Origin of the sequence: Reichenbachiella faecimaris (assembly GCF_900176375.1) — a bacterium.
GTDB classification, from domain to species: Bacteria; Bacteroidota; Bacteroidia; order Cytophagales; family Cyclobacteriaceae; genus Reichenbachiella; species Reichenbachiella faecimaris.
In genome coordinates this window covers 602,456-616,079 of sequence record NZ_FWYF01000003.1, presented here as the reverse complement: position 1 = coordinate 616,079, position 13,624 = coordinate 602,456, and the positions used below count along the sequence as shown (strand labels likewise).

13 protein-coding genes and 1 pseudogene are annotated in these 13,624 nt (G+C 39.5%); 11 read left to right on the top strand and 3 right to left on the bottom strand.

The features are described 5' to 3' along the window. The first annotated feature begins 97 nt into the window (after positions 1–97). The 9 genes and pseudogenes from B9A58_RS15405 (at position 98) to hutI (ending at position 8,664) form a co-directional block, all read left to right on the top strand. Positions 98–613, top strand: a complete 516-nt coding sequence (locus B9A58_RS15405; protein WP_084373762.1) for a DUF4924 family protein — start codon at positions 98–100, stop codon at positions 611–613. A 352-nt stretch (positions 614–965) separates the two neighbouring features. Then, entirely contained in the window at positions 966–1,301 is a 336-nt protein-coding gene (locus B9A58_RS15400; RefSeq protein WP_084373761.1) for an arsenosugar biosynthesis-associated peroxidase-like protein, read from the top strand. A gap of 196 nt (positions 1,302–1,497) precedes the next feature. Then, on the top strand, positions 1,498–2,547 hold the full coding sequence (arsS, locus tag B9A58_RS15395) for an arsenosugar biosynthesis radical SAM (seleno)protein ArsS (RefSeq protein ID WP_084373760.1): 1,050 nt from the start codon (positions 1,498–1,500) through the stop codon (positions 2,545–2,547). A gap of 215 nt (positions 2,548–2,762) precedes the next feature. Beyond that, positions 2,763–3,731 carry an arsenosugar biosynthesis arsenite methyltransferase ArsM gene (arsM, locus tag B9A58_RS15390; RefSeq protein ID WP_084373759.1) on the top strand — a complete coding sequence of 323 codons (969 nt, stop codon included), beginning with the start codon at positions 2,763–2,765 and terminating at the stop codon, positions 3,729–3,731. Between the two features lie 48 nt (positions 3,732–3,779). Further along, positions 3,780–3,902 (top strand): DUF433 domain-containing protein, encoded by a 123-nt coding sequence (locus tag B9A58_RS20745; RefSeq protein WP_317042070.1) that lies wholly within the window; start codon positions 3,780–3,782, stop codon positions 3,900–3,902. Positions 3,903–3,998: 96 nt separating this feature from the next. After that, positions 3,999–4,334 (top strand): annotated as a pseudogene (locus B9A58_RS20660) (DUF5615 family PIN-like protein). Positions 4,335–4,439: 105 nt separating this feature from the next. Next, positions 4,440–4,727 (top strand): Asp-tRNA(Asn)/Glu-tRNA(Gln) amidotransferase subunit GatC, encoded by a 288-nt coding sequence (gatC, locus tag B9A58_RS15375; RefSeq protein ID WP_084373758.1) that lies wholly within the window; start codon positions 4,440–4,442, stop codon positions 4,725–4,727. A gap of 3 nt (positions 4,728–4,730) precedes the next feature. Continuing rightward, on the top strand, positions 4,731–7,421 hold the full coding sequence (locus tag B9A58_RS15370) for a tetratricopeptide repeat protein (RefSeq protein ID WP_084373757.1): 2,691 nt from the start codon (positions 4,731–4,733) through the stop codon (positions 7,419–7,421). 19 nt (positions 7,422–7,440) lie between these two features. Then, a complete protein-coding gene (gene hutI, locus B9A58_RS15365; RefSeq protein ID WP_084373756.1) occupies positions 7,441–8,664 on the top strand; it encodes an imidazolonepropionase in 1,224 nt (407 codons plus the stop codon). A gap of 2 nt (positions 8,665–8,666) precedes the next feature. Here the strand turns inward: hutI and B9A58_RS15360 are convergent, their stop codons facing one another. The 3 genes from B9A58_RS15360 to rpsT form a co-directional block, all read right to left on the bottom strand. Then, positions 8,667–9,254 (bottom strand): DUF1684 domain-containing protein, encoded by a 588-nt coding sequence (locus B9A58_RS15360; RefSeq protein ID WP_084373755.1) that lies wholly within the window; start codon positions 9,252–9,254, stop codon positions 8,667–8,669. Next, a complete protein-coding gene (gene radC, locus B9A58_RS15355; protein WP_084373754.1) occupies positions 9,254–9,949 on the bottom strand; it encodes a RadC family protein in 696 nt (231 codons plus the stop codon). The genes B9A58_RS15360 and radC overlap by 1 nt, the downstream gene beginning before the upstream one ends. A gap of 118 nt (positions 9,950–10,067) precedes the next feature. Then, the gene (rpsT, locus tag B9A58_RS15350) at positions 10,068–10,319 is read right to left on the bottom strand and encodes a 30S ribosomal protein S20 (protein ID WP_084373753.1); all 252 of its coding nucleotides are present in this window, start codon (positions 10,317–10,319) and stop codon (positions 10,068–10,070) included. Between the two features lie 169 nt (positions 10,320–10,488). Here rpsT and B9A58_RS15345 point away from each other — a divergent pair, with 169 nt between their 5' ends. Continuing rightward, complete coding sequence (locus tag B9A58_RS15345; RefSeq protein WP_176214802.1) at positions 10,489–11,805, top strand: serine hydrolase domain-containing protein; 1,317 nt, start codon at positions 10,489–10,491, stop codon at positions 11,803–11,805. A gap of 193 nt (positions 11,806–11,998) precedes the next feature. After that, positions 11,999–13,582, top strand: a complete 1,584-nt coding sequence (locus B9A58_RS15340) for an OmpA family protein (protein WP_084373751.1) — start codon at positions 11,999–12,001, stop codon at positions 13,580–13,582. Positions 13,583–13,624: the final 42 nt, after the last annotated feature.

Sequence of the window (13,624 nt, the reverse complement as noted above, 5' to 3'; positions counted from 1 at the left end):
GGATTTCTCCTGCCGTCAAAATGACAAGTTATCGTGGTTCTATTTAATTATTTAATAATCGAACTCCGTTTTTAATAATAAGATCTATAATAAAATTATGACCGAACAATCCAACAATATTTCAGAGTACATCATCTCCATTTATCGCAAAGAAGACCTGATGCGGGCCTATCATTTCGATCTGGAAAAATTTGGCACTCAGGTCATTAATTTCTTTCCTATCTCTGACAAAGAAAAACTGGCTGAAGTGAACCACTACGAAGAGTTCATGCAACAAATGAAAGATCAGGGAATCGAAGAAAAAGGTCATTTGGAAGAAGTAAACGAGCTGGTCCGTACACTCAGCAAACTGCACGACCAACTCAAAGCTGATGACGAGAATTACTATGGTGTCTACCAAAAAGCCCTGCCCTTCATAGAAAACAACATGAGCCACGCCAAAGGTGCCATTCGTGACGAAATTCAAATCTGCCTCAACGGCATCTACGGTTTCCTCCTCCTCAAAATCGCCGAGCGCATCATAGAGCCAGAAGACCAAACCATGGTAGATAGATTTGGAGATTTGCTTTCGCTGTTGAGCTTTAAGTATGAGGAGATGAAAGGCGCGAATTGAGAACTCTCAAAACAATTAAACAAAATGAACTTCACTTACTCAGAGTTACTCGCTAGGGAACTCTGATGATTAAGCAGAAACTCAGAGTCTCTATTCAGGTGACTCCGAGTAAGATTATTATTATTTATCATTTCGCAAGGAATTCGACGACAGTCGGATGATTGGAGAAATCTTCTTAACTACAAGTAGTCTGCATGAAACTAACAAGATTCCTCCGCAGGCTACGGAATGACTTTAGTTTATTAATTGGAATTATTTCCTATCACTCATGGTTATTGGAATAGAAATTTTAAATTCAAGATTTTAATTCAAGAACTTAAAATTCACCTACCTACTCATAATCATCAGATACATGGAAAAGACATACTACGATCCTAAAGATCTCAAAAAATTTGGCAATATCTCTGAACTCCAACCTAAACTCGGAGAAAAATTCTTCGATTACTATGGAGAGGTATTTAAAGAAGGTGCACTGACGCAAAGAGAGAAATCTTTGATTGCACTGGCTGTTTCTCATGCCGTGCAGTGTCCTTATTGTATTGATGCTTATACTTCGGATTCACTTGAAAAAGGTGCTGACGAAACGCAAATGATGGAGGCCATACATGTAGCGGCAGCCATCAAGAGTGGGGCTGTACTGGTACACGGGGTGCAAATGATGAATAAGATTGATGATTTGACGATGTGATCTTGAATTCAAGATTTAAAATCTGAAATTCAAAATTGAAGTCAAATTGACAATCATCTGTCTCAAAAGAATCACAAACGCCATCACGAGGAAACGAAGCGATCTTAATAGTATGACCCAACCCGATCATGAGATTGCTTCACACTGTTCGCAATGACGGAACTCTTTTGAAACGTATATACCTTACTAATAAATAATGCTTAAAGAGCGAAAGATATCACTTCAAGGTCAAGACCATCAGCTGAGTCATACAGACAAACAGCTAAGTATTCTGCAAGACATAGATCAAATCAGTTTTGCAGATCAGCTGGAGGTCTTGAACAAATCACCCTTTAAACCAACTGGCATTGACATTTTTCAGGTAAATATGGGCAAAATGTGCAATCAGGTCTGCAAGCATTGCCATGTAGATGCTGGCCCCGACCGTAAAGAGATCATGTCTCGTGACACCATGCAACTGTGCTTGGATGCATTGGATCAATCAGACATTTCCACTGTGGATTTGACAGGTGGTGCACCAGAGATGAATCCAGATTTCAGATGGTTCGTAGAACAACTTTCCAGTCGAGGAAAGCATATCATTGTGCGTTGCAACCTCACCATCATTCTTGCCAATAAAAAGTACAATGACCTGCCTGAATTCTATAAGAAGCATCAAGTAGAAGTAGTCTCTTCTTTGCCTCACTTTTCTGCTCGAAGAACGGATGCCCAACGTGGAGACGGCGTTTTTGAAAAATCTATAGAGGCGCTAAAAATGCTAAATAGTATAGGTTATGGCTTGCCAGATTCTGATCTAAAACTAAATCTGGTATACAATCCATCAGGAGCCTTTCTGCCTGCTGATCAAAACGGGTTAGAAAACGAGTTTAAGCGAAAGCTAAAAGGTGATTTCGATATTGAATTCAATGAGCTGTACGCTATCACGAACTTGCCCATTTCAAGATTTTTGGATTACCTCGTGGCATCTGAAAATTATCAAGACTATATGCAAAAGTTGATTGATGCATTCAATCCAGCTGCCGTAGATGGCGTGATGTGTAGAAATACGATTTCGATTGGTTGGGATGGATTCTTATTCGATTGCGATTTCAACCAAATGTTGGATTTGAAACTTAATCACGGCATTCCGAACCACATCAAAGATTTTGATGTTGACCTACTGACCAAAAGAGAAATCATCCTGAACAATCATTGCTATGGCTGCACGGCTGGTGCGGGGTCTAGTTGTGGGGGTGTTACCACGTAGTGGTATTGCAGCTACAAAATTAATTTGAAAATTTCACTGTCTGAACGGAGTGAGTTTTGAAATTTTCTAGCGTTTTTGCTTACTTTTTCGGCACCGCGGCGGCGGACCGCTGAAAAAAGTAAGAGCCTGTCCGGCTAGAGGACAAACATTTAAACATGTACAAAGTATGGCTTTGGCAACTAAATTATTATTCACCTTTATTTAATCATTAGTCATTGAGTTATTTAGAAACCACCAAAGACGTATATAAAGCCGCAGCATTAACCCCAGATGTTGGCCTCTGCTGCACCACTTCTCCCATTTGGCAATTACCAGGCTTGAGCATGCCCAAAATCATGCAAGAGATGAATTATGGCTGTGGCACTACCGTTCACCCAAGAGATCTGGCCAACAATCCAAACATTCTTTATGTAGGTGTGGGAGGCGGCATGGAGCTACTGCAGTTCTCCTATTTCAGCAGAAAGCCGTCAGGCGTAATTGGTGTGGATGTGGTAGATGAAATGCTGGAAGCCTCTCGACAGAATTTCGTACAAGCAGAGAAAGAAAACGATTGGTTCAATAGTAACTTTGTTGAATTGAAAAAAGGAGATGCTTTGGATTTGCCAGTTGCAGATGAGTCCATTGACGTAGCTGCACAAAATTGCTTGTTCAACATTTTCAAAGCAGACGAACTCAAAAAAGCATTACAGGAAATGTATCGCGTGCTAAAGCCTCATGGTCGACTAGTAATGTCTGATCCCATTTGTGACCAAGCCATGCCCGAGCAGCTCAAGAACGATGAAACGCTTCGTGCCTTATGTCTAAGTGGCTCTATTCCAATGAAAGATTACATTAAAATGTTGACTGATGTAGGCTTTGGAACCATTGAAATCAGGGCCAAGCGCCCTTATCGCATGCTATCTCCTAACCACTATGAGGTGAAAGAAAACATCTTCATTGAAAGTCTGGAAGTATGCGCCATCAAAGACCCTATGCCTGAAGATGGGCCTTGTGTCTTTACAGGCAAGGCAGCCATTTATTATGGCAAAGAAGAATATCTGGATGACAAGAAAGGCCACATATTGATGCAGAATCAACCTTTGGCCGTTTGTGATAAGACAGCTGGAGCCTTGGCCAGTTTAGGCAGAGTGGACATTCACATCACAGATTCCACATATTTCTATGACGGTGGGGGCTGTTGTTAACTGTGTAGATTTAATAGAATTATGACCTTTTTTAGTGATATTTGATGAATGAAGATCGAAGAATATATCGAAATTAATCCTCAAAAACGTTTCGGAAAACCAATAGTAATTGGCACAAGAATAGCTGTTGGAGATGTGCTCAACTGGTTGGCCAAGGGTATGATCCCATGAAGAAATCATATCGGATTTCCCAGAGCTATCCGAACAAATCATTCGAGCTTGTTTGCTTTATGCTGCTTCTCGTGAAAATCATCTTGCCTTTGCTTCGTGAAACTGCCTTTTGATCAAAATATTTCTTTTAGGCCAGTTAACCTGTTAAAACATATCTTCCCTGAAGCACGGCAAGTCCGAGAATTAGGTCTAGAAAACTCAACTGATAAGGAAATTTGGGACTAAGCACATAAAGAGCATTTTTCCATTGTCACATTTGATGCTGATTTCTACGATTTTTCAATTATCTGGGGATATCCACCAAAAATTATATGGATCAGGTCAGGAAATCTTACAACCAAAGCCCTTTCTGAACTACTTCAACAGCATCAAGAAAACATTACAAACTTTATAGCACAAAGAGATTTGGCATGCCTTGAGATCATAAGCTAGATGACCATCATTAGCTTTTAATGATCAATAAATGCCTTTTTGTTCTCAGGACTAGTCGAGCAACACACATCTTTTGTTAAATTTGAAACTTATTAGAAGAATCAAATGGCAATAGATAAAAAGACCGTTCAGAAATTGGCTCACTTATCGAGACTTGAACTCTCCGAAAAGGAGCAGGAAAAGATGCGTGAAGACTTGGGAGATATCTTGGATTGGGTAGAAAAACTGGAAGAAGTTGACACCACGAATGTCGAGCCGCTTGGCAATGTGAATGAAGAAACCATTCACTTCAGAGACGACAAAGCTGACAATTATTTCTCAGGCAATGAAGCCTTAAAAAATGCACCTGAAAGTGATCAAGGTCATTTCATTGTACCTAAGGTTCTCAAATAGGCCATGAACAAACTCGCTTTCTGGAATGAATGGAATACCACATTCAAACTGACTTTTCAAATTTTATCTTCTTTACTTTTAACTTTTGTAGTCGTTTTTCTTGCCATTCAATGGGGAGATTTGAGTCCGTTTTATTATTGGAAACTGACAGGGTATTTAGAGCATTTATCCTTTCCCATCTTCTCCAATCATTCCGAGTTTATAGAAAGCACCATCACCACGGATTTACCCCTGATTTTTCAAAAGGTCTTTGGCGGATCGAAAACACTGTCTGCATCTTACTCCTACATCTATTTAGTCCTTTTATACGGATGCCTCATGGGCTGTCTAACCCTATCTACCTACCTCGAAAAATTCTGGTATTACATTGGTGTTGGATTATGGATTTTATTGGTCGCTCTAAGTGGCATAGGCCATGTAGGATTTTTTGATTTATATAATCAAACCGCCATCATAGTGGTGCTATTGCTGTTTCTTCCTGCTTCCTACTACTTCAATTCCATCAATGAAAATATCGGAATAGGCTCAAGATTTTTAGTTTTTTCAGGCCTTATACTTATTGTGTTTGGTCTGATCTATTTCGGAAGTACTTACGAAAGTCCCCTGCTCTTCTTAGCTAGATTTTCGTATCTACCAGCAGCACTGATTTGTTTAATTTTTATATTGATTATTGGTCATGAAATAATCTATGCCATCCTATCCCTAACCACACCTTATTCGAAGTCTTCTTCCAATAACACCACACATTTCATTGTACTGAGTGTGGCTTACTTGCTGAATTTGGCGGTTTTATATCTATACAGCATCAACTATCTGAATTGGGATATCTATTATATAAACGAATTTTTGCTGATAGCCATTTCAGCCATCTTAGGCATTTGGGGAATTAAGTCCAGACAAAATCGATATGCTGGCATACTACCTTACTACCCATATACAGCCTTTTTATATTTGGGCTTAGGGATTATTACCTTTGTTACTTTGGGCTTTCAAGCCTTTCATGGAAATGATGCCTTCATCACATCTATGCAAAACCTGATTTTGTATAGTCATATCGGATTTGGGTTGATGTTTTTTCTCTATATCATTTTCAATTTCATCACTCAGCTTAAACAAAACCTACCCGTTCATCAGTTTGCCTACGTAGAAGATAATTTTCCATATATATCAGCACGAATAGCAGGGTTGATCGTAGTGGCAGCTCTTTTCTTTAGAGCACATTACGGCAGTTTTTATCAAGGAGTAGCTGGATATTACAATGGGTTAGGTGACTTGAATTTAGCTTTAGACAATGAGTCTATCGCTCAATATTATTACAAAAAGAGCGTCTCCAAAAGCACGAACAACCATCACGGCAATTTCCAATTGGCCTTACTAGAAAAAGAGCCATTGCAACGTTTGCTTTACTTGAAAAACTCGATCAAACAAGAACCAACAGCGTATGCCTATGCCAGTTTAGGAAGAGAATACGAAAATTCCAGTCGATTCTTTGATGCCCTATTTACTTATCAGGATGGACTCAAGGTATTCCCAGATCATTGGGCAATTCAAAACAATATGGCCTTGCTATACAGCAAAACCAATGTTCTGGATTCAGCACTTTACTATTTGGAAAGCAGTACGCCAGGATCATGGAAACAAGCTGTAGTATATGCCAATCGAAATGCAGTGGCCAGCTTGCACGGATTGGAGTTAGAGAATCAAAACAATATAGACCTGGGAAGATTTGATTTGCAAAGCAATACGCTTGCCAATCAGTTGATCAGTAACGACACAACCAGTTTGTCATTTGTAAGTCAACCACAATCTCTGGCGTTAAACTTATTTACATTTGGCTACTTGAAGAATCTTGGATTGTACTGCTATCAAAATCAGTTGCCGGAATTTTTACAATTGATCGATCCGTATCTCGAAGCACCAGAAAATGCAGCTTTCAGAAAGGAGTTGACTCTGGTCAAAGCCTTTAATCTTTATCGAAACGGAAAGGTGTCCAAGGCCATTGAATTGATCTACCAACTCAAAGAAATGTATGAAGATGAGTCTGGAAAATGGAACACCTTATTGGGCAAATGGTGTCTGGAATTGGATGCCCCATTGCAGGCTTCAAAATATCTGGAAGCGGCCAGAGAAGCCTATTATCCAAATGTATCTGCGGATTTGGCACAAGCCTATCACAGGCTGGGAGATCAGTCACTTGCCCTATTCCTTTTAAGTAAAGAAAGCGCAGCCAATGACTCCATCAATCCAAGGCTGGCAGCTGAATGGACAAAACTCTTTGATAAAATGCAAATGAATCAATCCGTTTGGAAGCGTTATTCATTCAAAAAAGAAAGACAGCTTTTAGCACAAGCCAAAAAAGGAGGAGCAGACCAAAGATTGTTATTTGAAAGACTAGGCCTTGATAATCCATTTTTTGAGGAAGGGGTATTGGCAGCCACCAATTATTTTCAAACAGCCGAAGAAAAAGAGATGGCCTATCGCATTTTGCACGAAGCCATTACAGTCAATGAGTTTTCGGAAAACCTAATCAAAGCATATATTGACCAATGTCTAAATAGTGGATTGATAGACTTTTCTGAAGACGCACTCATTAAGCTGATTGACATTCTTCCTAGAGAAGATTATGAGGCTTTCGAAATGGCTTATGAAGCCAAGAAAACGAAAGCACAAACACAATTGGATCAAGATTGGTAACACCCAAAACTAATAACCCATGAAACGACTGATAGGCCCATTCAATGAAATAATCACCATGTCTGCAGCTCCACTGAGAGGAGCATTGACTGAAGATGCACTCGGATTAATACCAAAAGGTGGTGTACTGATAGAAGAAGATCAAATCATAGAAGTAGGTAACTTCAAAAGCTTAAAAGGGAAAGCAGACCACATAGATCTAATAAAAGGTGATCACATACTCATGGCTGGGTTGATTGACAGTCACACCCATATTTGTTTTGGTGGATCACGCGCAGGTGACTACGCCCAGCGAGTAGCTGGCAAAACCTATCAGGAAATTTTAAAAAATGGTGGTGGCATCCATGATTCTGTGAATAAGACCCGAGCAGCTTCGGAATCAGATTTGACAGATTTAGTCAAGATGAGAGCCAAGAGGCATTTGGAAGAAGGTGTAACTACCATAGAGGTAAAAAGTGGCTATGGCCTTTCAGTAGATGAGGAGATCAAAATGCTTAGAGCCATACAGTCAGCTAATGAGCTAGTACCTGCAGATTTGATTTCCACTTGCCTGGCAGCACATGTTTGCCCTAAGGAATTCAACAGTCATGAGGAGTATTTGAATCATATAGTTGAAAATCTCTTTCCAGAATTAAAAAAACAAAACCTGACTAATCGAATTGACATTTTCACTGAAGATGGTGCTTTTGATACCCTGCTTTCTGCTAAGTATTTAGCTCAAGCCAAGGCTGCTGGATTTGAAATCACTGTTCATGCAGATCAGTTTACTTCAGGAGGCACACAAGTGGCCGTAGAAGCTGGAGCATTGAGTGCAGATCATTTGGAAGCTACTTCAGATGCAGATGTGGCCTTATTGGCCAATTCTGAAACGGTTGCCACTGTATTGCCTGGAGCGTCATTAGGATTGGGAATGCATTACTCTCCTGCCAGAAAGTTATTGGACGCTGGATGCTGCTTGGCGATTGCGACAGACTGGAATCCTGGCTCTGCTCCTATGGGTGATCTCTTAATCCAAACAGCATTGATAGGTGCATCTGAGAAGCTTTCCATTCCTGAATGCATGGCTGGCATTACTTTCAGAGCAGCCAAGGCATTGAACCTATCAGATCGCGGAAGAATCAAATCTGGACAATTGGCTGATTTGATATCATTCCCTGTAGGCGATCATCGCGAAATCTTTTATCAACAAGGTAAGATCAAGCCTGATGGTGTTTGGAAATCAGGTACCAGAGTGGTTGGATAAACTTACTTGTACAATTTCTCCCCTGCCGCTATAGCTACCTTCAGATAGTTCTCCAGAGGAGGCAATGGACAAGAATACGTGGCATTGTATTCACAATAGGGATTATATGCCAGATTAAAATCAAGTGTGATTTTTTCAGCCTGATCAGAGAAGTTGAGATTAATATATCGTCCGCCTCCATACGTTGTATTGTCATTGGTCAAATCGGAAAAAGCCAAAAATAACCCTTCACTTTTCTCCCCCTTCAGCACCAATAACTGTAGTGGTTTTTCATTGATTTCAAATTCCAATAAGGCATGTTTATCATATACTCTGGACACACCATCTGATGTTCCTAAAGTCAACTGGCCTCCGTTTTGGATTCTTTTGATGGTTGCGATCACCCTAAACTTTTGGTCAACTGGATAATAATTCAAAGAGATAGTTGAGTCCACTCCTACAAACGGAGAATCATCAGACACATTCATGAATTCATGTGTTTCTTTTCTATGGTTTGCAATATAATCTTCATAAGAAACGGAAGACTGTTTTGGCTCGCAAGCCATCAAAAAAATTATCCAAGTCACACAAAAATAAACTTTGTTATTCATCACATCATAGATTCGTCTGCAAAGCTAAAATAGCCGTCATCAGTGAAAATAATATGATCCAAGACAGGAATATCCAAAGTTTGACCTGCAGCCTTTATCTTTTTGGTTAATTCAATATCCTGGGCACTGGGCTTCAAGTTGCCTGAGGGATGATTGTGAACCAGGATCACATTAGACGCCAATACATCCAATGCCTTTTTGAAAATCAGCTTAGCATCCACCACGGTACCTGATACGCCACCAGCACTGACCATCTCAGGTTTCAGTATTTGATTGGCTCTATTCAAATACAATACCCAAAACTGTTCATGATCTAAGTCCATCAAATAAGGTTTGAGATAATAGTAAGCATCTGATGAAGACTGAACTTTCGGTTTTTTAACGAACTCTGTTTCCCTTCTTCGTCTACCTAATTCTAATGCACTGATGATCGAAATAGCTTTGGCTTCACCAATGCCATTGAACTTCTTCAGGTCAGCTAATGAAAGCTTGGCTAACGCATTGAGGTCATTTCCTGTAGCTGCTAATATAGTCTTGGCCAATTCCACAGCTGATATTTTCGGAGTACCTGACCCTATCAATATGGCAATCAGTTCCGCTTCTGAAAGCGCTGCCTTTCCCTTAATAATTAATTTTTCTCTAGGCCTGTCTTCCTCCGCCCATTGCTTGATGGACAGATTATCTGAACTGTACATAGAGATTCTGTTTGTGCTAGACCGAAAGTAGGGAAAACCAATTAAAACGAGAAGGGCTTAAACAAAAAAAGCTCCCTTGAAAAAGGGAGCGATCTATATCTTAGTAAGAGACTCTGGCTTATAGAGAAGCTACTAACTTAGTCAGTTTTGACTTTTGGTTAGATGCTTTGTTTTTGTGGATGATGTTGTTCTTAGCCAACTTATCGATCATCCCTACTACTTTTTTAAGTAGTTCTTCAGCCTCAGCTTTGTTCGTAGCATCTTTCAATCTCTTGATGAAAGTTCTAGTAGTTTTGTGCTGATACCTGTTTCTTAGCCTTTTAGCCTCGTTTGATCTTATTCTCTTTAAAGCCGATTTATGATTCGCCATTCTCTAAAATGTTATATTCTTTTTTTAGGACTGCAAATTTAGAGCTAAAATGTACAAATACAAACTCTAACGGCTAAATAAATTAAGAAAGCTTTTGATAGGTAAAAAAGCCAGTTTTAATGTAATTATGCCATATTTAAAAGATGTACAACCCTCTCTGAATACGTATATGAGCTTGAATAGAACCTTCTTTGTCTTATTGTTGTCCCTCGTTTCGTCATTCCAGCTATTGGCACTACAGCCTAAAAGTGACACACTGAGCTATGGCTCTCCTGCTCTGCTCAAGATAGATTCTGCACGACTTTTCGCAGGCATTGATTCTATTATCACCCAGGCACTCGATTCTGCAGCATTTCCGGGCTGTCAACTCTTATTAGCTAAGGAAGGAAAAATATTCTACTATCAGTCGTTCGGCTACCATACTTATGACAACATACAAAAGGTTCGAAATTCCGATTTATATGATCTGGCATCTATCACTAAAATTACGGCTACCACGCTGGCATTGATGAAACTGTACGAAGCTGGCAAACTAGACTTGGATCAAACCTTAGGTTTTTATTTTCCTTTTTTGGCCAAATCCAACAAGTCTGATCTAACCGTTCGAAAAGTACTGGCTCATCAGTCTCGACTCAAAAATTGGATTCCTTACTATTCAGAATCTCAACGAAAAAATGGAAAGTACAAACGAAAAACCATTTCAACAGACTCATCAGCCCATTATCCAAATCGGATACCCGGGTCTGACCTATTCCTTCACAAGGACTTTAGAAAAGACAAGATTTATAAAATGATCAAGAAATCAGATTTGTATGAAAATGAAGAGTATGTGTACTCAGGATTGGCTTTTTATCTTTTTCCAGAATTGATAGAAAGGCTCTCGGACACGTCCTATGAGCAATTTTTAAATGGAAAATTCTACACTCCTCTTGGCGCGCAGAGTTTGGGATTCGATCCCCTCCGGAAGTTCAGTTTGAATCAAATTGTACCTTCTGAAGTAGACACTTTTTTCAGAATGAACAAGCTCCATGGGGTCGTGCATGATGAAGGGGCTGCTGTGATGCTAGGTGTTTCTGGAAATGCTGGATTATTCAGCAATGCCTATGACCTTGCTAAGGTGTATCAAATGTTGCTGAATGGAGGTACTTATGGCGATTTTCAATATTTACGACCAGAAACAATAACTGAATTTACAAAGTGTCAATATTGTGAATTCGAAAACCGAAGAGGTCTTGGTTTTGATAAACCACTGATCCAATACGACAGCATCAAAACAAGTGTAGCTAAATCGGCAAGCCCAAACAGCTATGGACATTCTGGCTATACGGGCACATTGGTTTGGGCGGATCCCGACAATCAATTACTGTTCATTTTCTTAGCCAACAGAGTTTACCCTACTCGAAACAATAGAAAAATCTATCAGCTAAACATCAGACCTAGAATTCACGATTTGGTATATGATTTGATAGAAGAGCAAAAAGAATGAAAGCCTCGGGCAGATCCCGAGATCATTTCATTCCATATACACCTGGTTTATTTTTATATTTGATTGATTCAATTTATTGTAAATATAATTATATAAATCGAATTTATTATATGATATATCCTATTTTTTATTATTTATTTTATACTAGTAAAAATTATACCTCAATTAACCAAGTTGCAATTAACCTTGAAGCATGGCAAATTTACGACCTGAATTATCCATCCACATGAACATTAAAAACGCGCTACTTTTCCTTTCCATATTGATCAGCTTCAACACGTTTAGTCAGATTGAAATTTATTCTGAACAGATTTCCCTAGACTCAGTCGTCAACAGCACCTCAGATGAAATAAATGCAGTTCTGAGTCCAGACGGTCAATACCTTTATTTCACAAGAAAAAACCACCCAGAAAACATTGGAGACAGCAAGGATCAAGGTGATATTTGGGTAAGCGAAAAAAATGAAAAAGGCGATTGGACGCCTGCCTACAATCTCAAAGCAGTCAATAATGAGCAAAACAATACCGTTATCGGATTTTTAAATTCAGGCAGATCATTGTTGCTAAGCAGTGATAATCAATTGGCCATTGCTCACAAAAATGGTGGCAAATGGTCGACTCCAAAATCTTTTGAAGTCCCCTATTTGAGCTCAAAGTCCAAAGAACTAAACGCAAGTATATCAGCTGATGGAAGGCACATTCTTTTTGGCATTGAGTCTTTTGGTAACTATGGTGTAGAGGACATTTACATCTCTCGTTTGAAACCAGATGGCTTATGGACAAGCCCTAAAAATCTGGGATCCAGCATTAACACTCAAAATCAGGAAATCACACCTTTTTTGGCAGCAGACAACAAAACACTCTTTTTCGCATCAAATGGTCATGATGGAGCGGGCAGTTTCGACATTTTCATGTCAACCAGACTGGATGACACCTGGCAAAAATGGAGCACGCCAATAAACTTGGGATCAAAAATCAACACCAAAGGAAGGGAACGATCATTTTCATTCCTTTTAGATGATGAATTCGCCTACTTATCGAGCACACAAAACAGTGATGGCTACGGAGATATAAAGAAGGTCAAAATAGCACCAAACATCACTCCAATAGAAGTCATTGCTGATACTGCTGAGGTTATTGATATAGTTGCAGAAGAGAAAGTCATTGCTATCAGCGGCTCTGTAATTGACAAAAAATCTAATCAGACCATTATTGGTGCTGAGATTTATGTGACTACAGAGCCCACAAACAAGGAATTTAAAACACTGACCAATTCTGAGGGTGAATTTAACTTAACCGTGGGCGAGGGAAACAATTACACTGTAAAAGTGAAAGCCTTTCGTTATTTATCTGCCGAAACAGTTGTGACAGATGCGGCTTTGTTAAACAACGAGCAATTGGCCTTCAGTCTGGAACCAGTGATAGAAGGCAACACCGTGACTTTAGATCATGTGCTTTTCGAACAAGGCTCACCTAAGTTAGTAGAAGGATCAGAGAAAGAACTGAATCTTGTGGTGGAAATGATGAAGTACAACCCAGACATTTCTATATTCTTGTCTGGTCATACGGATAATCAAGGTAAATCATCTTTGAATGTTGAATTAAGCGAAGATCGCGTACAAACCGTGATGCGATACCTCACGGCTCAGGGAGTAGACAAAAAGAGAATTGCTGGAAAGGGATATGGAGGAACGAAGCCTATCGCCAGCAATGCCAGTGCAGAAACCCGTAAACTCAATCGCAGAGTTGAGTTTACTGTTCACAAAATTAAGGATTAAAAAAAGCACCGAACTGTGAAGTTCGATGCTTATGGTAAATTG